The organism is Acinetobacter sp. C13, from assembly GCF_016809775.1.
In the GTDB taxonomy this organism is placed as follows: domain Bacteria; phylum Pseudomonadota; class Gammaproteobacteria; order Pseudomonadales; family Moraxellaceae; genus Acinetobacter; species Acinetobacter pittii.
On the sequence record NZ_JAFBJL010000004.1, the window covers coordinates 177,612 to 202,274 of the forward strand.

Annotated in this window: 26 protein-coding genes and 1 pseudogene; 15 read left to right on the top strand and 12 right to left on the bottom strand. The window is 40.2% G+C overall.

What is annotated here, in order from left to right; genetic code table 11:
* Positions 1-83 precede the first annotated feature (83 nt).
* From JGE69_RS13040 to JGE69_RS13080, 9 genes and pseudogenes are all read left to right on the top strand, one after another.
* Entirely contained in the window at positions 84-533 is a 450-nt protein-coding gene (locus tag JGE69_RS13040) for a hypothetical protein (RefSeq protein ID WP_005066064.1), read from the top strand.
* A 35-nt stretch (positions 534-568) separates the two neighbouring features.
* Positions 569-3,205 carry a type I DNA topoisomerase gene (gene topA, locus JGE69_RS13045; protein WP_002115027.1) on the top strand — a complete coding sequence of 879 codons (2,637 nt, stop codon included), beginning with the start codon at positions 569-571 and terminating at the stop codon, positions 3,203-3,205.
* A gap of 88 nt (positions 3,206-3,293) precedes the next feature.
* On the top strand, positions 3,294-4,052 hold the full coding sequence (locus tag JGE69_RS13050; protein ID WP_086393937.1) for a hypothetical protein: 759 nt from the start codon (positions 3,294-3,296) through the stop codon (positions 4,050-4,052).
* A 126-nt stretch (positions 4,053-4,178) separates the two neighbouring features.
* Positions 4,179-4,760 (top strand): HdeD family acid-resistance protein, encoded by a 582-nt coding sequence (locus JGE69_RS13055; RefSeq protein WP_014208303.1) that lies wholly within the window; start codon positions 4,179-4,181, stop codon positions 4,758-4,760.
* A gap of 114 nt (positions 4,761-4,874) precedes the next feature.
* On the top strand, positions 4,875-6,854 hold the full coding sequence (locus JGE69_RS13060) for an ATP-dependent helicase (RefSeq protein ID WP_002114708.1): 1,980 nt from the start codon (positions 4,875-4,877) through the stop codon (positions 6,852-6,854).
* Positions 6,855-6,927: 73 nt separating this feature from the next.
* A complete protein-coding gene (locus JGE69_RS13065) occupies positions 6,928-7,167 on the top strand; it encodes an RNA recognition motif domain-containing protein (RefSeq protein WP_002115113.1) in 240 nt (79 codons plus the stop codon).
* A gap of 9 nt (positions 7,168-7,176) precedes the next feature.
* Positions 7,177-7,539: pseudogene (locus tag JGE69_RS13070) on the top strand (ASCH domain-containing protein).
* Between the two features lie 80 nt (positions 7,540-7,619).
* On the top strand, positions 7,620-8,123 hold the full coding sequence (locus JGE69_RS13075; protein WP_005066079.1) for a DUF6586 family protein: 504 nt from the start codon (positions 7,620-7,622) through the stop codon (positions 8,121-8,123).
* Positions 8,124-8,235: 112 nt separating this feature from the next.
* Entirely contained in the window at positions 8,236-8,514 is a 279-nt protein-coding gene (locus JGE69_RS13080) for a hypothetical protein (protein WP_002114792.1), read from the top strand.
* A 35-nt stretch (positions 8,515-8,549) separates the two neighbouring features.
* Here the strand turns inward: JGE69_RS13080 and JGE69_RS13085 are convergent, their stop codons facing one another.
* From JGE69_RS13085 to JGE69_RS13100, 4 genes are all read right to left on the bottom strand, one after another.
* Positions 8,550-10,259: a cation:proton antiporter gene (locus tag JGE69_RS13085; protein WP_005066082.1), complete on the bottom strand. Its 1,710-nt coding sequence runs from the start codon at positions 10,257-10,259 to the stop codon at positions 8,550-8,552.
* A 147-nt stretch (positions 10,260-10,406) separates the two neighbouring features.
* A complete protein-coding gene (gene rpmG, locus JGE69_RS13090; protein ID WP_001205031.1) occupies positions 10,407-10,562 on the bottom strand; it encodes a 50S ribosomal protein L33 in 156 nt (51 codons plus the stop codon).
* Positions 10,563-10,574: 12 nt separating this feature from the next.
* Positions 10,575-10,811, bottom strand: a complete 237-nt coding sequence (gene rpmB / locus JGE69_RS13095) for a 50S ribosomal protein L28 (protein ID WP_000048256.1) — start codon at positions 10,809-10,811, stop codon at positions 10,575-10,577.
* Positions 10,812-10,978: 167 nt separating this feature from the next.
* Positions 10,979-12,427, bottom strand: a complete 1,449-nt coding sequence (locus JGE69_RS13100; RefSeq protein WP_002115149.1) for a coniferyl aldehyde dehydrogenase — start codon at positions 12,425-12,427, stop codon at positions 10,979-10,981.
* Between the two features lie 112 nt (positions 12,428-12,539).
* Between JGE69_RS13100 and JGE69_RS13105 the strand changes: the two genes are divergently transcribed.
* From JGE69_RS13105 to JGE69_RS13125, 5 genes are all read left to right on the top strand, one after another.
* Positions 12,540-13,232: a TetR/AcrR family transcriptional regulator gene (locus JGE69_RS13105; RefSeq protein WP_002114968.1), complete on the top strand. Its 693-nt coding sequence runs from the start codon at positions 12,540-12,542 to the stop codon at positions 13,230-13,232.
* A 74-nt stretch (positions 13,233-13,306) separates the two neighbouring features.
* Entirely contained in the window at positions 13,307-14,170 is an 864-nt protein-coding gene (gene purU / locus JGE69_RS13110) for a formyltetrahydrofolate deformylase (RefSeq protein ID WP_005066088.1), read from the top strand.
* Positions 14,171-14,550: 380 nt separating this feature from the next.
* Positions 14,551-15,300 carry an energy transducer TonB gene (locus JGE69_RS13115; RefSeq protein ID WP_044101274.1) on the top strand — a complete coding sequence of 250 codons (750 nt, stop codon included), beginning with the start codon at positions 14,551-14,553 and terminating at the stop codon, positions 15,298-15,300.
* A 43-nt stretch (positions 15,301-15,343) separates the two neighbouring features.
* Entirely contained in the window at positions 15,344-15,964 is a 621-nt protein-coding gene (locus JGE69_RS13120) for a MotA/TolQ/ExbB proton channel family protein (RefSeq protein ID WP_001011664.1), read from the top strand.
* Entirely contained in the window at positions 15,964-16,368 is a 405-nt protein-coding gene (locus JGE69_RS13125; RefSeq protein ID WP_000885432.1) for an ExbD/TolR family protein, read from the top strand. The genes JGE69_RS13120 and JGE69_RS13125 overlap by 1 nt, the downstream gene beginning before the upstream one ends.
* A 57-nt stretch (positions 16,369-16,425) precedes the next feature.
* On the opposite strand, the gene msrA is transcribed toward JGE69_RS13125, so the two are convergent.
* The 7 genes from msrA to lgt form a co-directional block, all read right to left on the bottom strand.
* Positions 16,426-16,950, bottom strand: a complete 525-nt coding sequence (msrA, locus tag JGE69_RS13130; protein ID WP_151283460.1) for a peptide-methionine (S)-S-oxide reductase MsrA — start codon at positions 16,948-16,950, stop codon at positions 16,426-16,428.
* Positions 16,951-17,050: 100 nt separating this feature from the next.
* Entirely contained in the window at positions 17,051-18,106 is a 1,056-nt protein-coding gene (locus tag JGE69_RS13135) for a DUF4105 domain-containing protein (protein ID WP_199113700.1), read from the bottom strand.
* A gap of 14 nt (positions 18,107-18,120) precedes the next feature.
* Positions 18,121-18,630 carry a dihydrofolate reductase gene (locus JGE69_RS13140; protein WP_003654807.1) on the bottom strand — a complete coding sequence of 170 codons (510 nt, stop codon included), beginning with the start codon at positions 18,628-18,630 and terminating at the stop codon, positions 18,121-18,123.
* A 44-nt stretch (positions 18,631-18,674) separates the two neighbouring features.
* The gene (thyA, locus tag JGE69_RS13145) at positions 18,675-19,517 is read right to left on the bottom strand and encodes a thymidylate synthase (protein WP_016142275.1); all 843 of its coding nucleotides are present in this window, start codon (positions 19,515-19,517) and stop codon (positions 18,675-18,677) included.
* A 165-nt stretch (positions 19,518-19,682) separates the two neighbouring features.
* Complete coding sequence (locus JGE69_RS13150) at positions 19,683-20,048, bottom strand: hypothetical protein (RefSeq protein ID WP_199113698.1); 366 nt, start codon at positions 20,046-20,048, stop codon at positions 19,683-19,685.
* A 9-nt stretch (positions 20,049-20,057) separates the two neighbouring features.
* Positions 20,058-20,417, bottom strand: a complete 360-nt coding sequence (locus tag JGE69_RS13155) for a hypothetical protein (protein ID WP_033849483.1) — start codon at positions 20,415-20,417, stop codon at positions 20,058-20,060.
* Between the two features lie 80 nt (positions 20,418-20,497).
* Entirely contained in the window at positions 20,498-21,316 is an 819-nt protein-coding gene (gene lgt / locus JGE69_RS13160) for a prolipoprotein diacylglyceryl transferase (RefSeq protein WP_199113696.1), read from the bottom strand.
* A 93-nt stretch (positions 21,317-21,409) separates the two neighbouring features.
* Here lgt and JGE69_RS13165 point away from each other — a divergent pair, with 93 nt between their 5' ends.
* Positions 21,410-22,189: an NRDE family protein gene (locus JGE69_RS13165; RefSeq protein WP_033849479.1), complete on the top strand. Its 780-nt coding sequence runs from the start codon at positions 21,410-21,412 to the stop codon at positions 22,187-22,189.
* Between the two features lie 47 nt (positions 22,190-22,236).
* Here JGE69_RS13165 and JGE69_RS13170 read toward each other — a convergent pair whose 3' ends face one another.
* Positions 22,237-24,570 (bottom strand): PhoX family protein, encoded by a 2,334-nt coding sequence (locus JGE69_RS13170; protein ID WP_199113694.1) that lies wholly within the window; start codon positions 24,568-24,570, stop codon positions 22,237-22,239.
* Positions 24,571-24,663: the final 93 nt, after the last annotated feature.

Sequence of the window (24,663 nt, forward strand, 5' to 3'; positions counted from 1 at the left end):
TATCGGGCATTATTTTTATGATGAAACTTGCGTTTTCTGGTCAGCTTATGCAACTCTAATAAAAGAGATTAATAGGTTTTGCTATGGACAATATGGGAATTTGGGTTACCGTTATCATTGTTCTTTTCGTACTAGGCTCCATTTTTGGTTTAAGAGTGAGCCCACGTGAAAAGGCACTTGGTATTATGCGTGATAAAGCTCGTAAAATGGGTTTACACCCACGTGTAATCGTTGCACCCGAATGGACGCATATCCCAATGGCGACTGAAAAGCGTGCCAGCATGGTTGCTTATTATAGTGTATTGATTCCCGATGCCCGTTTATCTTTAATGCGTGCTCGCGTTATAGACGGCAAATTAAAAGTGGTTCAGGGTGATGAGAAATTTAATGATTCTCCCATTGCATTAAAAGGGATTTATGCTATTGATATGCAGGCAAACTGTGTAGGGCTTTATTGGGATGAGGAATCAGACCTGAGAGCAACACAATTAGATGAGATGAAGGCTTATCTGTTGAACTTGGCTAAAGCCTGATTTTTAAATTTATTGGTATAGGAATAACATTTTATATGGCGAATACCTCGCGCTCTGCATCTCAAAGCACAGCATCTACTGCACCTGCTGCACATAAACGTGCCTTAGTGATTGTGGAGTCGCCTGCCAAAGCGAAAACCATCAATAAATATCTGGGTTCGCAATACATTGTAAAGTCTTCTGTAGGTCACGTGCGTGATTTGCCAACAGGTGGCAGTAAATCAACTGAGAAAAAGCCGGCTGCCCGGACGAAACTCACTGAAGCAGAAAAAGAACAAAAAGCCAGTCAGGCTTTAGTTAATCGTATGGGGGTTGATCCTGAACATGGTTGGGAAGCTCATTACGAAGTTCTGCCAGGTAAGGAAAATGTTGTTGCTGAACTAAAAAAACTCGCCAAAGATGCCGATGCAATCTATCTCGCAACGGACTTGGATAGAGAAGGGGAAGCCATTGCTTGGCACCTAAGAGAAGTTATTGGTGGTGATGACAGTCGTTATCATCGCGTGGTATTTAACGAAATTACTAAAAATGCCATTCAAGAAGCATTTAAACAACCTACTCGCCTAGATTTAAACCGAGTTAATGCTCAGCAAGCACGCCGTTTCTTAGACCGTGTTGTTGGCTTTATGGTTTCACCATTACTTTGGGAAAAGATTGCCCGTGGTTTATCGGCAGGTCGTGTACAGTCTGTAGCGGTAAAACTGGTTGTAGAGCGTGAAAGAGAAATTCGTGCTTTTATTCCGGAAGAATACTGGCAAGTTTTTGCAGACACGCAAGCCAAGAAAGATGACATTCGTCTTGAAGCAGTTAAGCAAGCTGGTAAAACCCTTAAACTGAAAAATAAAGCTGAAACTGATGCTTTATTGGATGTTTTAAAGGGTGCTGAATATAAAGTTGCACAGCGTGAAGATAAACCGACTAAGGTAAATCCAAGCGCACCGTATATCACTTCAACGCTGCAACAAGCTGCAAGTACACGTTTAGGTTTTTCTGTAAAGAAAACCATGATGCTGGCACAGCGTCTATATGAAGCAGGTTTTATTACCTATATGCGTACTGACTCAACGTTCTTGAGTGATGATGCAGTAAGCATGGTACGTGCTCATATTGAAAGCCAATTTGGTGAGAAATATTTACCGGCAAAGCCAAACCGCTATGGGAACAAAGCAGGTGCTCAAGAAGCCCATGAAGCGATTCGTCCTTCAAATGTTGCACTTACAGGTGATCAACTTGCGGGTGTAGAGCGTGATGCTCAGCGTTTATATGATTTGATCTGGCGTCAGTTTGTTGCATGTCAAATGACTCCAGCAGAATATTTATCTTCAACTTTAACTGTTGAAGCTGCAAATGTTGAATTAAAAGCAAAAGGCCGTACGCTTGTATTTGATGGTTTTACACGAGTGCGTGGTGCTAACAAGTCGGATGACGATATTATTTTGCCTGCAATTAAAGTAGGTGAAATTTTAAAATTAGAGAAGTTAGACCCAAGTCAGCACTTTACTAAACCACCTGCACGTTTTACTGAAGCTTCTTTGGTTAAAGAACTCGAAAAACGTAGTATTGGTCGTCCTTCGACTTATGCAGCGATTATTTCTACGATTCAAGAACGTGGCTACGTTAAGTTAGAAAACCGTCGTCTTTTCGCCGAAAAAATGGGTGAAATTGTCACGGATCGACTTGATGAAAGTTTCAATAACTTGATGAACTATGCCTTTACAGCAGACCTTGAAGGGCAGCTCGATAAAGTTGCAACAGGTGAGCGTAACTGGAAAGAGTTACTTGATACTTTCTATGGTGACTTCAAAAAACGTCTGACCAATGCTCAGGGCGAGCACGGCATGCGCCGTAACCAACCGGTTGAAGTGCCTGCGGTACATTGTCCTGAATGTTCACGTCCAATGCAGATTCGTACAGGGACAACAGGCGTATTCTTAGGTTGTTCTGGGTATAACTTACCACCTAAAGAGCGTTGTAAAGGTACTTTGAACTTAACACCTGTTGAGTCTTTAGCTGCCCTGTCTGATGATGATGGCGCTGAAACCGCAGACTTGATGTCAAAACATCGTTGTGCAAAATGTGGTACAGCCATGGACAGCTATGTAATTGATGGTGGTCGTAAACTACATGTATGTGGTAACAACCCTGACTGTGATGGTTTTGAGCTTGAAGAAGGCGAGTTCAAGATTAAAGGCTACGATGGCCCAACCATTCCGTGTGATAAATGTGATGGGGAAATGCAGCTTAAGACTGGCCGTTTTGGTCCATATTTCGCTTGTACAAGCTGTGACAATACTCGTAAGGTCTTGAAGAGCGGTCAGCCTGCTCCTCCACGTGTAGAACCGATCAAGATGGAACATTTGCGCTCAACAAAGCATGATGACTATTTCGTGTTGCGTGATGGTGCTGCTGGTTTATTCTTGGCTGCAAGTAAATTCCCGAAAATTCGTGAAACACGTGCGCCAAAAGTTGCGGAATTGCGTAGTGTTGCCGCTCAGCTTGATCCTAAATATCAATTTATTTTACAAGCGCCAGATGTAGATCCTGAAGGTAATCCGACAGTTGTGAAATTCAGTCGTAAGAATCAATCACAATATGTAGGCTCGGAAACTCCAGAGGGTAAACAAACCAAATGGAGCCTGATTTATCAAAATGGTAAATGGGTTGAGGGCTAATTAAGTCCACAATAAAAAATGCTAGCTCAGCTAGCATTTTTTATATCTAAAACAATAAAAGAAAACTTTAAATGTATGGGGAAAAAGAATGTGGAAAAACATTCGAGTTTTATGTTTGTTAATTATTTTATTGATTGTTGCTGTTCAGGCATGGCGAGATCAAAACCAAGACTGGAATCAACCTATTGTTGTCGTTTTACATCCTATTAATGCAGATGGTTTGCAGACAACGCAGAGCTATATTCATCAATTGCAATACACTGATTTTGAGAGAATAAGAAATTATTTAGGAGAATGGTCGCAGCATTATCATGGTCAATCGGGAAACTTTGTAATTCGTTTAGGTCAGCCATTACAGCAACGACCTCCTGAGGTTCCTCAAAATGCCAATATCTTTCATGTGATGTGGTGGAGTTTAAAGTTCCGTTTTTATGCATGGCGACATCAACAATCTGAAGACAATGGGGCATCACTTAAACTTTATTTAAATTATTATGATCCCAATTATCAAAAAGTTTTGATCCATTCGACAGCTTTGGAAAAAGGTCGTATTGGTAGTGTGAATTTATTTGCGACCAACACACAAGCTTCCCAAAATCAGGTCGTGATTGTTCATGAGCTATTACATGGCTTTGGGGCACAAGACAAATATGATTTAAAAACTGGTCAACCGCTTTACCCTTTAGGTTACGCGCACCCTGAAAAAGTGCCTTTATATCCGCAAACTGACGCTGAAATCATGGGTGGTCGAACACCGTTATCTGAGCAGAGCAGTAAAATGCCGAATGGTTTACATGAAACAATCATAGGTTTACCTACAGCTCAAGAAATTGGCTGGGTGAAATAAAACTGTGGATAAATACTGCTTTATCCACATCAATTGATAAGAAACGATGCAGATCTTATACAGACAAAAAATGTGAAGTGGATCACTATTATTAGGTAGATGAAATTCTAATACCTGATAATAAGAGTGGCCATGATGAAAACTGTCGGTAATGATTTGGTGCGTAATCAGTTACATGCTGATCGTAAGTGGTATTTGATATTAGGCTTTGTGCTTATTGGCTTCGGTCTGATTTTGTTTAGTTCATTACCATTTGCGACCTTTTCTGTGGTTTTTTTATTTGGAATACTCATGATGGTCGGAGGTGTTTTACATCTTGTCGCGGCCATTAGTGTATTTAAAGGTGCAAGCCGCTGGTTATGGGCACTCTTTGGCGTGCTTTATCTAATGGCGGGCTACTATGCTTTCTCTACTCCCGTAACAACAGCGGTAGTTTTGACGAGTTTATTATCAATAGCACTGATTATTGCCGGAGCTATACGTACAGTAAACGCGATTTTACTTAAACCAATTACTGGGTGGGGTTGGACCTTATTTTCAGGATTATTAACACTCGCTACAGGTATTTTGATCTTGGTTTCTAAAGATTCACCTTTTTGGGTATTAGGCATGTTCCTTGCCATAGATATCTTATTCCAAGGAATTAATTTTCTAGGTTTGGCTTCTGCGATTAAGCATCTGCCATCTAGTTCAAAAACAGTATCTTAAATAATATTGTTGAATCAAAGAGCACTTTAGGTGCTCTTTTTGTTTTTAGGACGGGCAGACGCATCTGGGGTTGGGTCTGTTAAACTATGTCTTGGTGTTTTAGCGATATGTGTTATGAGTCTTGCAAAATTAATTAATGAACTAAATGCTCAGCAAAAAAAAGCAGCCACGACGTCTGCGCAGAACTGTTTAGTTTTAGCAGGTGCTGGCTGTGGCAAGACTAAGACGATTGTTGCCCGTGCTGCCTATTTAATTGATCAAGGCTTACCAGCAAACCAAATTCAGATTTTAACGTTTACTCGACGTGCTGCGAGTGAAATTGTTGCAAGAGTAGAGCAGCATGTAGGAGCACAGGCAAAGGGTCTAAGAGCTTCAACTTTTCATACTTTTTGTATGTATTTACTGCGCCGTAATCCACAAGCTTTTGGCTTAAATCAATTTAGTATTATTGATCGTGATGATCAGTTGCTGATGTTCCGTTTATTAAGAGGTAAAGACAAAGATAATGTTTTACCTAAAGCGGCAGAGCTGTGTGATCTATATTCCTATGCAAGAAATACTCAAACAAAGCTTTCTGAAGCATTAATCAAACAGCTTCCAGATGCATATGAGCATAAAACTCAAATTGCTGAGTTGATGAAAACTTATGAGCAACGCAAAAGAGAGCGTAATTTTTTAGATTACGACGATATCTTGTCGATTGTGGCTGTTCATTTACAAAACTCAGAAGCGTTGACCAATTGGGTTGCAGGTTTTTGTCAGGCATTGCTAGTTGATGAAATGCAAGATACAAACCCTTTACAATGGGCTTTGTTGCAGCCCTTAATTGGTAAAGTGAAGTTGTTTTGCGTGGGTGATGACGCTCAGTCCATTTATGGCTTTCGTGGTGCAGACTTTGAAAATATTCATTCTTTTAAAGAACGAATACCTGATGCAGAAGTACTTACACTGGCTTTAAATTATCGCTCGACCCAAGAAATCTTAGATTTATCGAACTGGCTGTTGGCACATAGCCCAATCGATTATCAAAAACAGCTACAAGCGCATCGTGGCCAAGGGCAAAAGCCACAGCTACATTTGTTTGGTAATGAGTTTGAAGAAGCAAACTGGATTGCACAAGATTTAATAACGCGGCATCAGCAAGGTGCAAACTGGCATGACCACATGGTCTTAGTCCGTTCTGGCTATAGTGCCCGATATCTAGAAGGGGCTTTTATTGCGGCTGAAATACCCTATCGTTTTATTGGTGGGGTAAAGCTTCTTGAGTCGGCTCATGTAAAAGATGTACTGAGCCTGTTACGTATTGTGAGTAACCCTCACGATGATTTGGCTTGGATGCGGTTTTTAACCTTGTGGGATGGGATCGGTGATGTTGGAGCGAGTAAGTTAGCCCAAGAGCTGATGGGAATTGTTGATGTCGAGGAGCGCTGTCAGCGACTTGAACGTCATGGCAAGGTACCTCTACAAGCGATTTTAATTTTAAAACAGCTAGATGTATTACAGCAGCATGTCGAGGCAAGTATTGGCTTGGCTCTCGATGCTTTAGGTGAACAGCTAGAGCAAAATTATAAAACTAAAGATTGGTCGCGTCGTTTAAAAGACTTTGATTTGGTTAAGCAACTTGCACGAAAGCATGCGTCGTTAGGTGAATTCCTTGAGGAATATGTACTTGAGCCGATTTCAGTTTCTGAAATTGAAAAAGCTGCTGATCAAGATTTAGTAACTTTAATTACGATTCATTCAGCTAAGGGTGCCGAACAGAAAGTTTGTTATGTACCTCACGTATCGCCAAATCAATATCCTTATGCAAGAGCACAGGGTGATTTTGATGATGTTGAGGAAGAGCGCCGTGTGCTGTATGTCGCCTTAACGCGTGCTGAAAATGAATTAATCTTGACGAAGCAAAATCTTAATACGTGGTCGCAAGACACTTATGATGAGCAAGGTCGTAAAATTGAGAGTTATTTCTTAAATGATCTGCCTGCACATTTGGTTCAAGCAAAAATTCATAGGCAAGTACCTCAGCAATTTACTAAAAAACAATGGAACAGATCTCCTGCAGTAAATTTAGGTTTTGGTATCGATCTGGACTAAACTAATGTATAAGACGCTGTGATTACTTAAATGTATATTGGCCCTCCCTTTTATTGCCAATTAAGGTTAGAAAATGAAGATATTAGTTCGTAATTTAGATCGTGCTGTAAGTGAAGCTGAAGTTTTAGAGTTATTCAAGGCATATGGTAAAGTTGATACATGTGTTCTGGTGACTGATAAAGATACAGGTAAATCGAAGGGCTTTGGTTTTGTTGAAATGCCTAATCCCCGTGAAGCGATTAAGGCAATTAAAGGCTTAAATACGCTTAAAGTTAAAGGCTATGGAATTCGAGTTAAAGCAGCCGAAGAATAAGTTTTCCTGATGAAAAGACAATTTTTAGCTCTCTCGATTGTAACGCCGAATGGTACTCGTATTGCTGAAGGTATAAAAACACTTGAAGTGCGTTCATGGGTGCCTACGTAGTTACCAGTGAAAGATCTATTAATTGTCGAAAACCAGAACCTTCTGGTTAAAGATACTGATGAAGAGGAGGGGGTTGCTGTCGCTTTAGTTGATGTCGACTCTATTCATGCTTGGCGAAATGACGAGGTCAATTTAGCCTGTGCATCTGCTTGGAGTGAAGGCTATTTTGCTTGGGTCTTAAGTAATGTTCGTCCTATAAAACAGCCAGTGAAAATTTTAGCTAAACGTAAAATTTATCAAGTTGAGCTGGATTTACCATAAATAACGTTGATTTTATCAATGGAGTCGTTAAGCTAAGAATAGCTATTGCAATGGCGATTTTAGAACAGGAAAGTTTAGTTATGTCACGTGTTGCTCGTTATCATGCCGATCGTACCAATCAGAAGCTCTATTTTGCACGTCTAGCGTGTCAACAGGCAGAGCAGACTGATCATGTGCAGCAGGTACAAGCTTACCGTGAAGCAGCTGTATTTCATTTACATGGCGCAATGTTAGCGTTCTTACAAGAATTGGTACGTTATTACCGTTTAAATGATTTGCAACCCACCTTAAAATCTATTGAGGAACATATGGCGGCAAAAGGACAGGTTTCCCCTGAAGTGTCCGTTTTGCAGCAATTGGCAAAAGATGGTTTTGTTGCAGAGTTAAAACGAGCTTATCGTATGTGCCAATACGCCCCAGAACCAAAAGAACCGACTCCTGAAGAAGAAACTTCTTCTAACCTTATTATTAAAGTGACACAAGGGCCTCAGTCTTGGTTGCCAGATGTTAAAATCTTGCGTGAATGGCACCGAGAATTAAGTCATTTAATTGATGGTTTTCGTAACGAAATGGTCGAGTTCTAAAATTAAACTGCCTAGATGCTTGAAATTTAGACTAGGTGTGCCTATATAAATAAGACAAGAGATGCAAAGTGCAAGGGTGCTTTGCCACCATGTTGAAACATGGAGGAAGTATATGTCTATACAGCAATTGAAAGAGTTATTTGGAAATCAAGAAGCAGTGTTGGAATTAGTTCAACTCGAAGGTGGTGAACTCGCCTTGCGTAATGCAGGTTCTGAGAATGAACCCTTGGTTAAAATTCAATTTAGCGATGAAGTCAAAGCAATCTTGGGTGAGCAGACTCCAGTTGTTGCTCAGCATATGATTCAGGCTGCATTGTTTGGACTGCTGGAAAAGCAGGTAAACGAGTGGCAGGCTGAGGTATTAGACGAACAGCCTAAATTCTTGAGTTAAAAAAAGCGTACTCTTGAGTACGCTTTTTATATGGGTTAATGAATTGTTGACTGATGAGCAAGCTCGATCTGATTTAAGATGTGGTGACTCATATTCTTTGCCATTTCTTCTTTTGCATAGAACACTTCGCCAATATTTTCATCACGGATAACCGCTGCTTCTTCTTTGCTTTCTGCGCAAATTAACACCTGAATCTGAGGATTTAATTGCTTGGCAATTGTCACGATACGGTGAATATCTAAAATATCCATAGGTGAGATTACCAAGAGTCGTGCATGCATGATATGTGCTTGAATTAAAACACTCGGTTCAGTAGCAACACCACTCACAGCAGCAATATTTGCGTTACGTAGTTTTTCTACGATTTCACGATTCTCTTCTGCAATAACGACCTTAATATTCTCATTAATTAAATTTTCAGTGATGCGTCGTCCTACACCGCCATATCCCACAATTACGACCTGATCACGTAAGTAAGCTTGATCAACCTCATCGGGTAACATTGCCAATGGGTCACCACTACGTTCAAGCAGTCGAGCTAAGTGAGAGCGTTCACGAATCCAGCGTTGTACCGGTTCAATCGCTGAGAAGATGAAAGAGTTAAGCGTAATTGAAAATAAAGCGCCCGCTAGAATCAGATTTTGAGCTTCTAAGCTTAATAGGCCTAAAGAAACACCAAGGGTCGCTAAAATAAATGAAAATTCACCAATCTGTGCAAGGCTTGCCCCGACTGTTAAAGCTGTATTGATTGGGTAGCGGAAGAATAAAACCAATGCCATTGCAGCAAGTGTCTTACCCACCATAATAATCGCGATAACAGCTAAAATATGGAGCGGACTCTCAACAAGAATATGTGGATCAAACAGCATACCCACAGAAACGAAAAATAAAATCGAGAAAATTTCACGTAGTGGAAGAGTCTCTTCCTCTGCACGATGGCTAAAGTCTGATTCTTTAACGACCATACCTGCAAAGAATGCCCCTAAAGCCATTGAAACCCCAAAGATGGCATAAGAACCGTAAGCAATCGAAACAGCAGCAGCGACGACAGTCAGCGTAAATAGCTCTCGTGACCCTAAACGAGCAACAAATTGCATAATAATAGGTACAACGCGCTTGCCTACAATGAGCATAAAGGCAATAAAGCCAATCACCTTTAATAAGGTTATCCCAAGGGTTAACCAGATATTACCGTCTGCACCTGCTGGCGCTTTTCCACCGAGTAAAACAGCTGTAGCCGGAAGAAGCACTAAAACTAGCACCATCACTAAATCTTCGACTAACAACCAACCCACAGCAATTTTGCCGTTAACTGAGTCTAAAAGACCTCGGTCTCCTAATGCTTTTAATAATACAACTGTACTCGCACACGATAGACTTAAGCCAAAAACAAGTGCAGACCCGAAACTCCATCCCCATAGCATTGAAACGCCAATACCAAGTAAGGTTGCAACAGCGATTTGTAAAATTGCGCCAGGCAAGGCAATACGACGAACCAGTAATAAGTCTTTTAATGAAAAGTGCATCCCTACACCAAACATCAGGAACATGACCCCGAGTTCTGCAAGCTGGTTGGCAAGGTGGATATCTGCTTCTATACCGGGTGTATTTGGGCTAATAATAATTCCGGCAATTAAATAGCCGATAAGAGGGGGGAGTCGTAATCGGGCTGCAATGTAGCCAAAAATGAGGGCAACGCCGAAACCAACAGCAAGTAAAATAATTAAATCTACGTCATGCGGCACTAAAAACTCCTTTTACGTGAGTCAGGCTAAAAACAAGCATAAAAAATGCCAAGGCGGAATTTAGAGAAAGTTTAACAAAAAGGTAGGTATAAAAAAAATGCAAAAAAAAACGACTTCATAAAGAAGTCGTTTTTTTCGAGGCTAAAATTATTTGATTTTAGCTTCTTTGAAAATCACGTGTTGACGGATTTTTGGATCAAATTTTTTGATTTCCATTTTTTCCGGCATAGTACGTTTGTTTTTAGTCGTGGTATAGAAGTAACCTGTACCAGCTGAAGAAACGAGGCGAATCTTATCACGCATTGCTCAGACTCCTTAGATCTTTTGACCTTGAGCACGAAGGTCTGCAACAACCTTTTCGATACCCAATTTGTCAATAATACGCATACCTTTAGTGGTTAAACGAAGACGTACAAAACGTTTTTCGCTTTCTAACCAGAAACGGTGGTGGTGCAGGTTCGGCTCGAACCGGCGCTTGGTTTTGTTGTTGGCGTGTGAGACGTTGTTACCAACGACTGGACGCTTGCCGGTAACTTGGCAAACCTTAGACATGGTGTAACTCCATTGATTCAGCCAACAGCAAATCTGTGGCCAGTCATACTAAATGTAAACGGATGAATTCATTCAAGGGGCGTTTTATACCAAAAATACGATTAAAAGACAAGCGAAATTGGTAAAAACGAGGCATGATTTAGTATAACAGATCATGCCTTGATCAGTTAGCGCAACAAGGTTTTCGAAATGAATCGATGAATCGGCTTATTGAACGGTGGAAGAATGTATTTAAGGCTATAAAGTTTTGGATTTGACATCACCGAACGCTCATGAGAAAGGCTAAAAAAGCCCTCTGGTCCGTGATATTTACCCATACCTGATGCGCCAATTCCGCCAAACGGTAAATCATCTTGTGCAACATGGGTAATCACCATGTTAATTCCGAAATGCCCTGAATGGGTGTGCTGTGCAATATAGTCAGCACGCGCTTGATCATAGTCAAAATAATACATCGCTAAAGGACGTGGACGACTATTAATGAATTCGATGACTTCTTCTATTTGGTCATATTCTAAAATCGGTAAAATAGGCCCGAAGATTTCATTTTGCATAATATCCATTGCGGTCGTCACGCCAGTGACTAAAGTCGGTGCAATTTTACGGACATCATCTAAAATTTCATTTTGCGGATTAATTTCAACAATACGTGCGCCTTGATCACGGGCATTTTCGAGATAACCCTGAATGCGGTTGTACTGTTTATCATTAATAATAGAAGTGTAGTCTTGGTTGTTTCGGAAATGAGGATACATTCCAGCTACAATCAATTTAAAGTTTTCGATGAACTCGGCAGTTTTGCCGCGTGGTAAGAAAATATGATCAGGTGCAACACAAGTTTGTCCTGCATTCCACAATTTACCTACAGCAATACGTTGAGCCACATCTTTCATATCCATAGATGCATGCACAAGGGCAGGAGACTTTCCGCCTAACTCAAGAATTACTGGAACAAGGTTTTGAGCTGCGGCTGCCATCACTGTTTTACCAACAGAAGTTGAGCCTGTGAAAATCATTTTGTCAAAAGGCAAATGACTAAACGCATCTGAAATAACGCCACCACCATTTACCACAGCAACTAATTCTTGTGGGAATGCTTCTGCCAATGCACTTTCAAGGACACGTCCAAAATTTGGCGAGGCGCTAGAAATTTTGATCATGGCATGGTTGCCTGCAGCTAGTGCACAGATCAGAGGTCCAACTGAAAGTAATAATGGGTAATTCCATGGTGTAATAATACCAATGACACCCATAGGCTGATATTGTACCCAACCTTTTGCTGGCTGATGTAATACACTGATGTGGCGTTTTGATGGTTTCATCCATGCAGTCAGATGTTTACTGTAATACTTGATTTGTTCCAAACTCGTGAGTAGTTCACCAATTTTTGTTTCCATAACTGCACGATTGCCATAATCAAGGTTAATTGCTTCGGCAATCTGATCTTGATATTTTACCAAGACTCTTTTAAGACGAGCTAAACGATCAATACGCTCTTTAGCAGTGGGTACCGGATGACGTAAATAAGCGAGCTTTTGTTGTTCAAGCAAGTCATGTAAATGCTTAACATCATAAGGAAGCTGAGTCTCTGGATTTGTTTTTGTTTGACTGTTCATCGGTACTTACCAAATATACTGATATACTTATTTTTTAGAGTAAATACTCTAAATAGTCAAGTCGGTTTATGTGTTTAAGTCTTAACCATGTGAATTATTAAAGGTTATTAAAATGTCTCTACCTAAAGCTCTGAAGACAAAAGACCGGATTTTACAAATCAGTTTGCAGCTTTTTAACGAGCGAGGTGAACGGTCGGTTACAACCAATCATATTGCGGCGGAGTTAGGTATTAGTCCTGGAAACTTGTATTACCATTTCCGGAATAAGCATGAAATTATTAAAGAATTAATGTACCAATATCAGGTTGAGACTTTGGAAATGCTTTCTTTACCTGAAGACAGACCACTAACGACCAATGATAAAATCAACTATTTTCAAGTATTAAGTGGTCAACTCTGGAGTTACCGTTTTATCCATCGTGATGTCTATCATTTAGTTGAAAGTAACGAAGACTTTAAAAAGATTTATCCGCGTTTTGCGGGGCAGGTCATGCAGCAAGGGCAAAAGATTTATCAAGCCTTTGTCGATGCCGGCCTTATGAAAATGACACCATCTGAAATTGAAGCCCTCATTATTAACTTATGGATTGTATTAACAAACTGGACAAACTTTTTATATATGTCTGGTCACATTAGTGACAATAACCATTTAGAAGAAAAATGGGTTTGGCAGGCATTACGTCAAATGGTTTTCCTTGAAGGTCCTTATCTTATGGGAGAAAGCCGAGCAACTTACGAGCAGTTGCTTGATTCACTGGGGCCTTCTGATCTATTCGCCAGCTTGTCGTCGTTAAAAGATGAATAGTTGTGCTTGCCTATTTAGAGCGCTAGAATACTCGGCTTATTAAAAATTTGACTCAATTAAGTGATATTAACCAAATGAATATGACCACTGCCAATACAGCCCGTTTACTGATTACTTGTGAAGACAAGCCTGGGATCGTACAGGCTGTATCGAGCTTTTTGTACCACCAAGGTGCAAACATTACCGCGCTTGACCAATATGCGACGGAAGCTCAGGGTGGACGTTATTTCATGCGTGTTGAGTTTGAACTTGATCATTTACAGTCACGTAAAGATGCACTAATTCAAACATTTGCTGCTAACGTTGCTGAGCGTTATGGCATGCAATGGCGTCTTGCTTTCGTAAACGAAATTAAGAAGGTTGGTATTTTAGTTTCTAAAGTCGACCATGCTTTACTTGAGTTATTGTGGCGTCATGCACGTGGGTCGTTACCTTGTGAAATTACACATGTGATTTCTAACCACGAAGATTTACGTGAATCTGTTGAGAACTTCGGTATTCCATTTACTGTAATTAAAGTAACGAAAGACAATAAAGCTGAAGCTTATGCACAAATTGATGAAATGATGCAGGGCAATGACTTATTAGTTCTTGCACGCTACATGCAGATTTTAAGCGAAGATTTTGTTGCGAAATGGGAAATGAAAATCATCAATATCCACCATTCTTTCTTGCCAGCTTTCGTGGGTGCCAACCCATATAAACAAGCTTATGAAAAAGGTGTGAAGTTGATTGGTGCGACAGCTCACTATGTGACTGCTGATTTAGACCAAGGTCCAATTATTGAGCAAGACGTTGAGCGTGTAAGCCATGACTATAATGTTGAGCAATTACGTGAGCTAGGTGAAGATGTTGAGCGTAATGTATTGGCTCGCGCAGTAAAATGGCATTTAGAAGACCGTATTATTGTTGATGGTAACAAGACAGTTGTTTTTTAAATAACGCTTATTTAAAAAAAGCACGCTTCATGCGTGTTTTTTTATATCAAAAAAACTATTGAAACGATATAACGTAACAATATTGAATGAGTTTATGGTAGGATTCGATCTCTTCATAGCGAAATTAGCCTAACTATATAAGTTAGATTAAACACTTTGTGAACAAGAGATACGCGTTCATGTAACTATGAGAAAACAAAAGCAAAGACACTCAACTGATACAAATTAGTGATATTGAGCAAATGTTTTTCTCAAAAAATAGTTGCAAATGAAAACACTTCTCATTTATTATTGTGGCACTTTATTGTTCTATCCGATGTTTGAAATCGTTTCTACAAATAGAAATCTGAAATCATCATCCATTAGGTAATTAGATTCTTATGAGTCAATCTTCCGCAGCCTTAAACTCTCCCAATCCGATGAAAAAGAAAGTCATCACGGCACTAATTGCGGTTGCAATTGGTCATATCGGGGTCTTATGGGCGGTCAGCCATATTAAGCCTGCTGAATTAAAGCCAATCGAGAAGAAGCCTTTACAGGTACGTTTCGTAAAAATTCAAGAGCAACCAAAACCACTACCTCCTAAGCCAAAGGAACCGCCTAAAAAGCCGGAACCTAAAAAAGAGGTAAAAGAAGTTAAAGTTGTTGAAAAACCTGTGACACCACCTAAAAAAGTGGAAAAAATTCAACAGGTGAAAAAAGCTGAAACACCAAAAGAAACAGTAAAGACAGAACCTAAAGTTGAAACCAAAGTGGTAACGACAACAGTTACTGAAAAAGTTATTGAAAAACCAAAACCAGTGGTACAAGAAGCGCCTAAAGCTCAAGCTGCCCCAGATCCATCACCGAAACGCGTTTCAATTGGTGGTTCGGGTGTACAGTGGAGCCGCTCACCACGTTTAACAGTTTCTTCAAAAGATTTACAAGGCGAAGCACGCTCTGTCATGGTACTCATTGAAGCCGATGAAAAAGGCAAAATTATTAATGTGCGAGTGACTAGAAGTAGTGGTATTTCAAGTCTAGATGACAAAGTAGTCCGTGCTGTTCGCGGTGCGAAATTTAAACCTTATATGGAAAATGGTGTTGCTTATCCAATTAAAGCAGAGCAACCCTTTGATTTAACCCCTTAAATGAATTTGAGTCCCAACGGCTAACCTTAATCAGGAGTTCAATATGAACTTTTCAATCTATTGGCAACATGCAGATGCAGTGAGTAAAACCCTGTATTTCATCTTATTGGCAATGTCGATTGCTACCTGGACAGTTTTCATCTTACGTTTGATGGGGACTCGCCAGCTAAAGCAACAAGCTTATGCTCAACTTTCTCAGGCTATCACTTCGCTAAAAGCAAAGTTACAACCTTTGAGTTTTGAACAGCGTAAAGCGGTTGCAGAGCAGGCATTACTTCGTCAGATTTCTGCTGAAAAGGCCAATGCTGATAAAGGTATTTCTGTTTTAGGAACGATTGCTTCAATTGCACCATTCGTAGGTTTGTTTGGTACTGTTTGGGGTATTTTCCATGCGCTGGTTGCCGTAGGTAAAAGCGGACAAGCAGGTTTGGCTCAAGTGGCTACACCAGTAGGTGAAGCACTTATTATGACAGGTCTTGGTCTTGCAGTTGCGATTCCAGCGGTATTGGCTTATAACATTTGTGTACGTGCAAACCGTGGTCTTGCTCACGACTTACAAGACCAAGCGCATAGCTTGTTAATTGACACGATGTTGCAGCAAGACTCAACTGTAAAGTCTGATGTTAAAACTGCACAGCAAAGTTACGTTGGAGGTCAAGCTTAATGGCTTTTCAATTGGGTGAAGACCACGATAGTGGCATGAATGAGATGAATCTCATTCCGCTAATCGACATTATGTTGGTGTTAATGATCATCTTTTTGGTCACAGCAACAGTTGCCAACCCATCGATTCCATTAACGCTTCCTAAAACAACTGCTGAAATTATTGATCCACCACCAAAAGCAATTACGATTAGTATCAATGCAAATGGTGAAGTGGCTTGGGATACTCAAGTAATTAGCCTAGATGAGCTTCAAAAACGTTTTCAAGAAGCAGGTCAAGGCGATGTTAAACCAACAGTTCAACTTCGTGCTGATAAAGAGTCGAAGTACGATACTGTTGCTCAGGTAATGTCTCGCGCCAGTGAAGCCGGACTGAGCGATATTGCCTTTGTAAGTGAAAACTAAAATTTAGTTTACTCAATAAAAAAGCAACCAGTTTGGTTGCTTTTTTATTGCTCTGATTTATTGATCTTTCATCAGATGCTGGAATTTACTATATAGCTTGAGCAGCTTAGGTGGAATCGCAAAGTTGCAATAACCTTGTGAAGGATTCTTTGCATAGTAATTCTGATGATATTCTTCTGCCGGATAGAATATCGGAATAGGAGACAGCTCAGTCACAATATCAAGATCATCATTTTTTAGAGTCTGAATCGTGTGTTCTGCTGCCTGCTTTTGCTCTTCGTTATAGTAGTAAATAACAGAGCGGTATTGCGTGCCGATATCATTACCTTGGCGATTTAAAGTCGTTGGATCGTGAGTCGCAAAGAACACGTCGAGTAACTGGGAGTAAGTTACTTGCTGTTCATCAAAGTCGACTAAGATTACCTCAGCGTGCTGGGTGTCTCCTTGACATACTTGCTCGTAAGTAGGGTTAGTCGTGTGCCCACCAGCATAACCACTCGTTACTTTTTCTACACCGCGTATTTGTAAAAATACAGCTTCGACGCACCAAAAACAGCCGCCGCCAAATAATGCCTGTTGCATTGTTTTTCCCTCTATTTCCAGCCTATTACAATAGGGTTTATGTATTTAAAATACAAAGTAAAGCATGTATAAAAAAGTAAAGAAAAGTGCATTACTTATTTCATTTAGCTTTAGGTAAACCTTGTCGAACGATTTGAGAGAAGTGTTGACTACTCTGATCTGAAAGCTGTTCAAAATTTTCAGTTCTTGGGTTGATATGCGCAATTTGATACCACTGTTTTAAACTGATATTTTGATTAAGTGCTTTAAGGTCATATAAATAATTAGGTAAGTAACCCGAAGCGATTAGACGATAATCTTTAGGAAGTTCATAGGGGTTAATCGCTTGAACCATATCAAAAATTAAAGTTGTACAGTTACTCGTAAGGGTGTTGTACCACTTCGGTTCTGCACGTAGCTCATCCGATTTCTTAAGATATTCTAAAAATAGCGCTTTTTGCTCGCTACGTGGCATATTGACTGGGAAATTATAAACCTGCTCTTTACGGATGTTACTGCGCGTATAGACAATATCTTTTTCATCAGAAGCAATTAAGCTAAGTTCATATTTTCTAAAAAAGCCACCAATGGCTGAAAACTCTTCAGTTTTTTCTTTGCGAATCTCGATTGAGAAGACCAAAGGTTGCTGATTCTTAAATTCGAAGCTTACCAGTGTATGAGCAATTTGTGGTCCCATCCAGTAAGAGGCAATGATGTTTATGCCATTTAATTGTTTAAGATCAAATGTTCGGGTTTCCCATCGTACATCATAAGTTCCATCAGGATGCCAGTTGAAGTTACGAACATTGTGTAAAGTGATTACATCGCCGTGCTTTTCATAGCTCAGCATATTGGCAACTTCTGGGTTCCAGTCGCGATCTTGACGTGCAGTAATGGAAAAATACCAAACAAGAGAGCAGGCAAACGCTAAAAGATAAATTAGGATATCGGTACGGCGGCTAATAATATGACCTTCAACATATAAGCCAACCATGCTGAGTGCAAAAGCAATCCAGATGCCAATGAGTATGCGGCTGCCTAACCAGCCAAAAGGTTGTTGGACCCAAAGCGCTACGCATACCCAAATGCTAGAGAACACAATAAACAGCGTGAATAAACTATGTAATAGCCCAAAAAGTAGAGCAATAATAAATTCACGTGTTCCGATATTGTGCATAGGCATCCATAAAATTATTTTTTATAAGTGGCAAACTCGAATGAAGTTCCTGATTTTTCATCAACTTGTTGTTCACTCGCAGTTTTATGAAATTCACTCGGTATTGTTGGATAATGTGCATCACCTTGTACATCTAAGTCAACATGAGTGAGTTCAAGGCGGTCTGCAATCGATAAGGTTTGCTTAAATATCTCGCCGCCACCAATGATGAATAAAGCTTGTTTTTCGGTATTCTTTACATCTTCTAAAGCTGCGTTTAAAGCATCTTCAATTGAATATGCAACTTTAACACCGTCAAATTGCCAGTTAATGTCACGGGTAATTACCCAGTTCACACGGTTTGGTAGAGCACGGCCCATAGACTCAAGTGTTTTACGGCCCATCACAACCACGCCACCTTGTGTGATTTCTTTAAAATGTTTTAAGTCGGCAGAAATATGCCATGGCAACGCATTGCCTTTACCAATACAGTGATTTTTGTCCATTGCCACAACGTGGACAACTTCTACATTTTGCCATGCCATAATCTTATTCTCTAAACCGTAATCTAATGAAATTTAAGCCTTTGTTATACTGCAACTGGTGCTTTAATTGCAGGATGTGATTCATAACCTACAATTTCAATATCTTCAAATTTGAAATCAAACAAATCAGTTATTTCTGGGTTTAATTTCAATTGGCACAGTGGTAAAGGCTCGCGTGTCAATTGAAGTTTGGCTTGTTCAAAATGGTTGGCATAAAGATGCGTATCACCACCAGTCCAGACAAAATCACCTACACCTAAACCGCACACTTGGGCAATCATATGGGTGAGTAGAGCATAACTTGCAATGTTAAAAGGTACGCCTAAGAACACATCGGCACTACGTTGATAAAGCTGGCATGACAATTTGTTGTCTTGTACGAAAAATTGGAAGAGCGTATGGCAAGGCGGTAAAGCAACTTGACCAGCTTCATTCGGGTTCCAGCCAGAAACAATTAAACGGCGCGAGTTTGGATTGGTCTTAATTTCGTTAATTAACCATTTAATCTGGTCAAAACCATCTTGGTTATAAGTACCATCCGCCTTTTTTGTTGCGCCGAAATTACGCCATTGATGACCATAAACAGGCCCAAGCTCATGTTCTGGGCGGCCAAAACGAGCAGTTTGTTCTGCCGTTGCCCATTCGTCCCAAATTGAAACTTTATTGTCTTTTAGATATTGGACGTTGGTGTCGCCTTTTAAAAACCAAAGTAACTCAATCACGATAGAACGGAAATGAACTTTTTTTGTGGTGAGTAAAGGAAAACCTTTAGAGAGATCAAAACGCATTTGATGACCAAATACAGAACGGGTTCCTGTGCCTGTACGGTCGCCTTTGTCACCGCCATTATCAAGGATATGTTGTAGTAGGTCTAAATATGCACGCATAACACTCTCGAGTTCGGATTAATTCCATAAAATAGAAGGGAGATAGCTCACAAGATAAATAATTACTCAATAGAGCTGCTTCATCATGAACCACTGAAGATGATACCTGTTGTAGCTCAAGATGAAAATCTAAAATTAGTTCTAAGATATTTTTGCTGAATGTGTTTAGTTAAATCTTTTAGCGCGATTTTGATAAATCGAGACAAGGAAAAAGCCAACCAGTACAAAGCCTAAAGCTTGTATTGTTGCAGTCCAATTGTGTTGAGGTGGCAGCACCCACATCACAATAGCAACAATAATGAGAGGATAAATTTTAAGTAGAAACTGAAAGTTAGATTTATGTGAGCTACGAACTGAAATTTTTGTTTTTAAATATTGTCCGAAGTGAAGTCCAAAACCTAACACAAGACTAAGAGTAGTGTAGGTCGGCGATAAGGGCTGAACTTGATTAGCAGCATAAACTGCAACACAAACAACAATAATGAAGATAAGTTTGATGTGACGTGGTGCTTTGTACCAATAAGCCAACATATATTGAGCCTATTTATTAAAAAGTGATTGAGGTGAAAAAATAAAAGCTGCAAGCGCCATAAAAGCGATTCCTTGAACGCCCCAGATCAGCAAGTTTGGCATTGTTTTAACAAAAATAAGTGCAAATAAGAGAGCGATAGGGATCCAAGTCAGCAGGCGGTAAAGTAGGCCAGTTGGATTTTTCTGAGCAAAATGTAATTTAAAATAGCGGCAGATTAAAAAGATAACACCCGTGCCAGTAAACATTAAAATCGTATCTAAGGGCAAAGGCTGGTATTGATATAGCCCAATACAAATAGCCAAAGTAATAATTAAAATCACTAATTTTTTAAATGTCGGGACTTGTGTGTCAAACCAGAATTCCAGCATGGCATATCTTCATTTTTAGGAGAGTAAAAACTGTAGCATAAAAAAGAAAAGAGGAGCCGAAACTCCTCTGATTTATCATATTAACTGTTCTTTTGTGGACCCCAGTCATAAATTTTCTTTTGGTAGGCATACCACATCATCCAAAGGCCAATCAGCAACATTGGAACGGTAAGGATCTGACCTTTAGTCATCCAGCCAAACAGAATAAAACCTTGATCGGCATCTGGTTGACGGAAGAATTCCATTACAAAACGTGCAACGCCGTACCCCATTAAAAATAGAGCAGAAACAGCCATACGTGGACGTGGTCTTGAACTAAACCACCACAAGATAATAAATAGAATTAAACCTTCACAAATTGCTTGATAAATTTGTGATGGATGGCGTACCAGTTGTAATGGATCAGTTGGGAAGATCATACCAAATGGATAATTTGGGTCAGATACTGCACGACCATATAACTCCCCACCAATGAAGTTACCAAAGCGCCCAAACATTAAGCCAGTCGGTACACATGGGGCAATAAAGTCGAGGGTTTGGAACCATGTTTTTTGGTATTTTTTACACCAAAATAACATCGCAATCATGACGCCTAAAAAGCCGCCGTGGAAACTCATGCCGCCTGTCCAGACTTGAAATAGCCAAATCGGGTTTTCGAGAAATTTATCAAACTCATAGAACAGGACATAGCCGATACGACCGCCCAGAACGACACCTAAAGCACCGTAAAACACCAGATCGGAAACCATGTCCGATGTCCAGCCATCACGCTGTTTGGCACGGTAGGAGGCAAGTCCCCAAGCGCATAAAAATGCCAATAAATACATGAGTCCATACCAATGGACTTGAAGAGGTCCTAGATGTATTGCGACCGGATCGATATTAGGATAGGTCAGCATTGCTGCTCCTTGATCTTACGTTTTGACAGATTGTAGCGGAATGATGTGAAAAATGTTGTACATTCAATGTGTAAAGATAGGGAATAAGAAAAGATGTGTATTGTGGCTTTAGCATGGCATGTTCTGGATGATATGCCCTTATGTCTTATGTCAAATCGGGATGAGTTCTACCACCGACCAACAGCTTTATTGCATCAGTGGCAACACACACCAATTATTGCTGGGCAAGATTTACAGTCGGGTGGTACTTGGATGGGTGTAACTCCTCAAGGTCGATGGGCTGTGTTAACCAATTTTCGTGATGGACGAGATCAAAAAACATATGAAACTTCTCGGGGGCACTTAGTTCAGGCTTTTTTAGAGTCTGATTTATTGCCGATTCGATTTGCTCAGCAATTAGAACAGCAGCAACAGAACTTCGCTGGCTTTAACCTGTTTATGGGAAATGCTGATCAAGCAGTTTATATGAGTAATCGTGGTGAAGCGCCGCAAGTATTAGCCAATGGTGTTTATGTGGTTTCGAATGGCTTAATGTCTGAACATTGGGAAAAAACCAGACATTTAAGAACACGTTTTACGCAAGAGTTTTTGCCTATGCTTCAGCACCAGACGGAAGAGTTAACTTTGCAACACGCTGCATGGGATATTCTTGAAGATGAACGTAAGGTCACAACTGCATTATTACCCAATACGGGCATTCAGCCAGAAATGGAAGAGTTATTGTCATCGACTTTTATTCAAAGCCCTGTGTATGGCACACGTTGTTCAAACTTTCTAAGAATGACCAATAATGAATGGCTTTGGTTGGAAAAGACTCAGCAAGGCGAGCATAGTGGGCAAATTGTTCAGCAGCAGGTTCTCTTAAATCGATGATAATAAAAATGCCGATCAATCGACCGGCATTTATAGTTATAAACGAATTAGCCCGCGATCACACCGCCATCTTTACGGGTAATCACAACAGTTGCTGAGCGTGGACGCGCAGTTTTGTTGTTTGGATCTTTCTGGGTTGCTGGCCAGTTACTTTCTGGTGTTGCGTAACTTGCAGAATCTTCACCAGGGTGCTGAACATTAATGAAAATTGCTTTGTAGTCAGGTGTCATCGCAATACCTGTAATCTCACATTGCTTAGGCCCCACCAAGAAACGGCGCAAAGTTGAGTCTGTAACTTTAGCACCCACTAAAGTTTGCTGACCATTTGAAGTAGTTGCAGGAGCACCATCTCCAATCTGGCCTGGTAGCGCAGCAAGCATCATACAATTAGTGACATCAGTGTATGCGCCATCATCTGTTTGAATCCAAAGTACGCCACGTGGGTCAAACCACATACCGTCTGGAGATGACAAATCATTGTTGTCTGTTAAACCAGATAAGTTGATGTTTGAAGCCATAGATGCCTCAGCACCAAATAGATAAATATCCCACTTGAAGGTTTCAGCAGTCGTTTTGTCATCAGTTTCTTTAAAACGGATAATATGACCGTTAACGTTACCCTTTTGCTCTTTAGTGCCGTTGTAGAGGTCTGTGTAGTTACGTGGATTGGCAGCATCGGTTGCGTAATCTTTACCACGATTTGAGTTGTTGGTTAGAGTAACATAAACTTCGCCGTTCACTGGGTTGACCGTACACCATTCTGGGCGGTCCATTTTTGTAGCACCGACTGAGTCGCCAGCCAAACGTGCAAATGTCACAACGTCTGCTTGAGATTTAAATGGATAAGTCGTGTTGCTCTCATTTAAGCCATTTTTGCCATAGGCAAGTTCAATCCATTGACCTGAACCATCGTTATTAAATTTAGCAACATACAATTTACCTGCGTTCATATATTTGTCGCCAGCTGCATAACCACGATTTACATCTTTTGCATCCCACACTGCGCTAGAGACAAATTTATAGATGTATTCACCGCGAGAGTCATCACCCATATAAAATGCTAATGGCTGACCTGCTACGGCACGGCAAGCACTGTCTTCATGTGCAAAACGACCTAGTGATGTTCTTTTAACTGGGTTCAGACGGTTATCAAAAGGATCAATCTCGACCATCCAACCGAATGTATTTGGTCCATTGCGGTAGTCCTGTGTTGCTTGAGTGCCTTTTACGTCGGCATTCCAGCGATCATATAAGTCTTGTGATTCTACTTGACCAATTGCTGTTTCCCAGCCGTAGCGTGAACTTACGCCTAAATAAATTTGTCGGCCTTGTTCATCAACGTTAGGAATGAACTCACCATTTTTATCTTTTAAATAAATGATTTTGCCATCTTTATCTTTTTTAGGAGCACCTTTTTCATCTTTCTCATATTGATAAAGTTCATCTTTTTTAACACCTAAGCCGTAACGTTTTAAAGCAATTTTTTCTGCATCTGTACGTGCATATTCATCGCTACCTGAACGTTGGAAATAACCAATAAAGTTTTCTTCGGTAGTTAAATACGTGCCCCAAGGGGTATAACCGTTACCGCAGTTATTATGAGTGCCACGTGTTTGACGTCCAGCAGGCGAGAAGCGAGTTGCCAGTAGGTTTGAACCAGCCGCAGCTCCTGCAAATTCCATTACTGTTGATGCTGTAATGCGACGATTAAAAATAGAGTTTTTATCAATAGTTACTTGTTGAGTTGCTGCATCTTTTTTGATATGAACAATAGAAACGCCATGCGCATTGGTTTCACGAATGACTTCATCTTCAGGGCGGCGTCCATTAACTTTTGTTGGACCTTTAGGATGAAGGAAAGTCTGATTGATATATTCGTGGTTCATCACCAACAAACCTTGTGCTGAAACACTCTCGTCAAAGCGGTTTGTTGAATTATTTAAACCAAAGAAATGCATACCATCATGACAGTCGCCTGAACGGAACTGAAAGCTTGGGCCTGATGGAATATTATTGTCGTCCCATTCGCCAAAATTAGGGTTGATTGAATCACCCAATGCATAAATGACATTCGCTTCATAACCTTCAGGTACAGTCACAATATCGTTATGGTTTTTCGCAACGGCAGTAAAAGTTAATTTTTCTGGTTTTTTATTTGGATCTACAGGTGTGGTTCCACCGGTGTTAGAACCTGAATCATCATCGCTATCATTACAGCCAGTTAAAGTAGAAGCTAAAGTCAATGCTACAGCACCACTTGCTGCTTTAGTAATTAAACTACGGCGACTGATGTGTTGTTCTAAGATGTCGCGGAAGTGGATATTGTCAGAAGTATTATTATCCAATTCTTGGTCTTCATGATATGGCGTCAGCTCTGTCATGGGAAATTCCTAAGTAAATAAAGAGATTGTTCTAAAATTCTTCATGAGCTTAGTTTGTGAATGTGACGAGGCGTTGACGTTTTGATGATAAGT

Excerpts from the sequence above, each read along its gene's own strand:
- JGE69_RS13040 (WP_005066064.1), top strand. The coding sequence starts at position 84 with ATGGACAATATGGGAATTTGGGTTACCGTTATCATTGTTCTTTTCGTA.
- topA (WP_002115027.1), top strand. The coding sequence starts at position 569 with ATGGCGAATACCTCGCGCTCTGCATCTCAAAGCACAGCATCTACTGCA.
- JGE69_RS13050 (WP_086393937.1), top strand. The coding sequence starts at position 3,294 with ATGTGGAAAAACATTCGAGTTTTATGTTTGTTAATTATTTTATTGATT.
- JGE69_RS13060 (WP_002114708.1), top strand. The coding sequence starts at position 4,875 with ATGAGTCTTGCAAAATTAATTAATGAACTAAATGCTCAGCAAAAAAAA.
- JGE69_RS13065 (WP_002115113.1), top strand. The coding sequence starts at position 6,928 with ATGAAGATATTAGTTCGTAATTTAGATCGTGCTGTAAGTGAAGCTGAA.
- JGE69_RS13075 (WP_005066079.1), top strand. The coding sequence starts at position 7,620 with ATGTCACGTGTTGCTCGTTATCATGCCGATCGTACCAATCAGAAGCTC.
- JGE69_RS13080 (WP_002114792.1), top strand. The coding sequence starts at position 8,236 with ATGTCTATACAGCAATTGAAAGAGTTATTTGGAAATCAAGAAGCAGTG.
- rpmG (WP_001205031.1), bottom strand. The coding sequence starts at position 10,562 with ATGCGTGATAAGATTCGCCTCGTTTCTTCAGCTGGTACAGGTTACTTC.
- rpmB (WP_000048256.1), bottom strand. The coding sequence starts at position 10,811 with ATGTCTAAGGTTTGCCAAGTTACCGGCAAGCGTCCAGTCGTTGGTAAC.
- JGE69_RS13100 (WP_002115149.1), bottom strand. The coding sequence starts at position 12,427 with ATGAACAGTCAAACAAAAACAAATCCAGAGACTCAGCTTCCTTATGAT.
- JGE69_RS13105 (WP_002114968.1), top strand. The coding sequence starts at position 12,540 with ATGTCTCTACCTAAAGCTCTGAAGACAAAAGACCGGATTTTACAAATC.
- purU (WP_005066088.1), top strand. The coding sequence starts at position 13,307 with ATGAATATGACCACTGCCAATACAGCCCGTTTACTGATTACTTGTGAA.
- JGE69_RS13115 (WP_044101274.1), top strand. The coding sequence starts at position 14,551 with ATGAGTCAATCTTCCGCAGCCTTAAACTCTCCCAATCCGATGAAAAAG.
- JGE69_RS13120 (WP_001011664.1), top strand. The coding sequence starts at position 15,344 with ATGAACTTTTCAATCTATTGGCAACATGCAGATGCAGTGAGTAAAACC.
- JGE69_RS13125 (WP_000885432.1), top strand. The coding sequence starts at position 15,964 with ATGGCTTTTCAATTGGGTGAAGACCACGATAGTGGCATGAATGAGATG.
- msrA (WP_151283460.1), bottom strand. The coding sequence starts at position 16,950 with ATGCAACAGGCATTATTTGGCGGCGGCTGTTTTTGGTGCGTCGAAGCT.
- JGE69_RS13135 (WP_199113700.1), bottom strand. The coding sequence starts at position 18,106 with ATGCACAATATCGGAACACGTGAATTTATTATTGCTCTACTTTTTGGG.
- JGE69_RS13140 (WP_003654807.1), bottom strand. The coding sequence starts at position 18,630 with ATGGCATGGCAAAATGTAGAAGTTGTCCACGTTGTGGCAATGGACAAA.
- thyA (WP_016142275.1), bottom strand. The coding sequence starts at position 19,517 with ATGCGTGCATATTTAGACCTACTACAACATATCCTTGATAATGGCGGT.
- JGE69_RS13150 (WP_199113698.1), bottom strand. The coding sequence starts at position 20,048 with ATGTTGGCTTATTGGTACAAAGCACCACGTCACATCAAACTTATCTTC.
- JGE69_RS13155 (WP_033849483.1), bottom strand. The coding sequence starts at position 20,417 with ATGCTGGAATTCTGGTTTGACACACAAGTCCCGACATTTAAAAAATTA.
- lgt (WP_199113696.1), bottom strand. The coding sequence starts at position 21,316 with ATGCTGACCTATCCTAATATCGATCCGGTCGCAATACATCTAGGACCT.
- JGE69_RS13165 (WP_033849479.1), top strand. The coding sequence starts at position 21,410 with ATGTGTATTGTGGCTTTAGCATGGCATGTTCTGGATGATATGCCCTTA.
- JGE69_RS13170 (WP_199113694.1), bottom strand. The coding sequence starts at position 24,570 with ATGACAGAGCTGACGCCATATCATGAAGACCAAGAATTGGATAATAAT.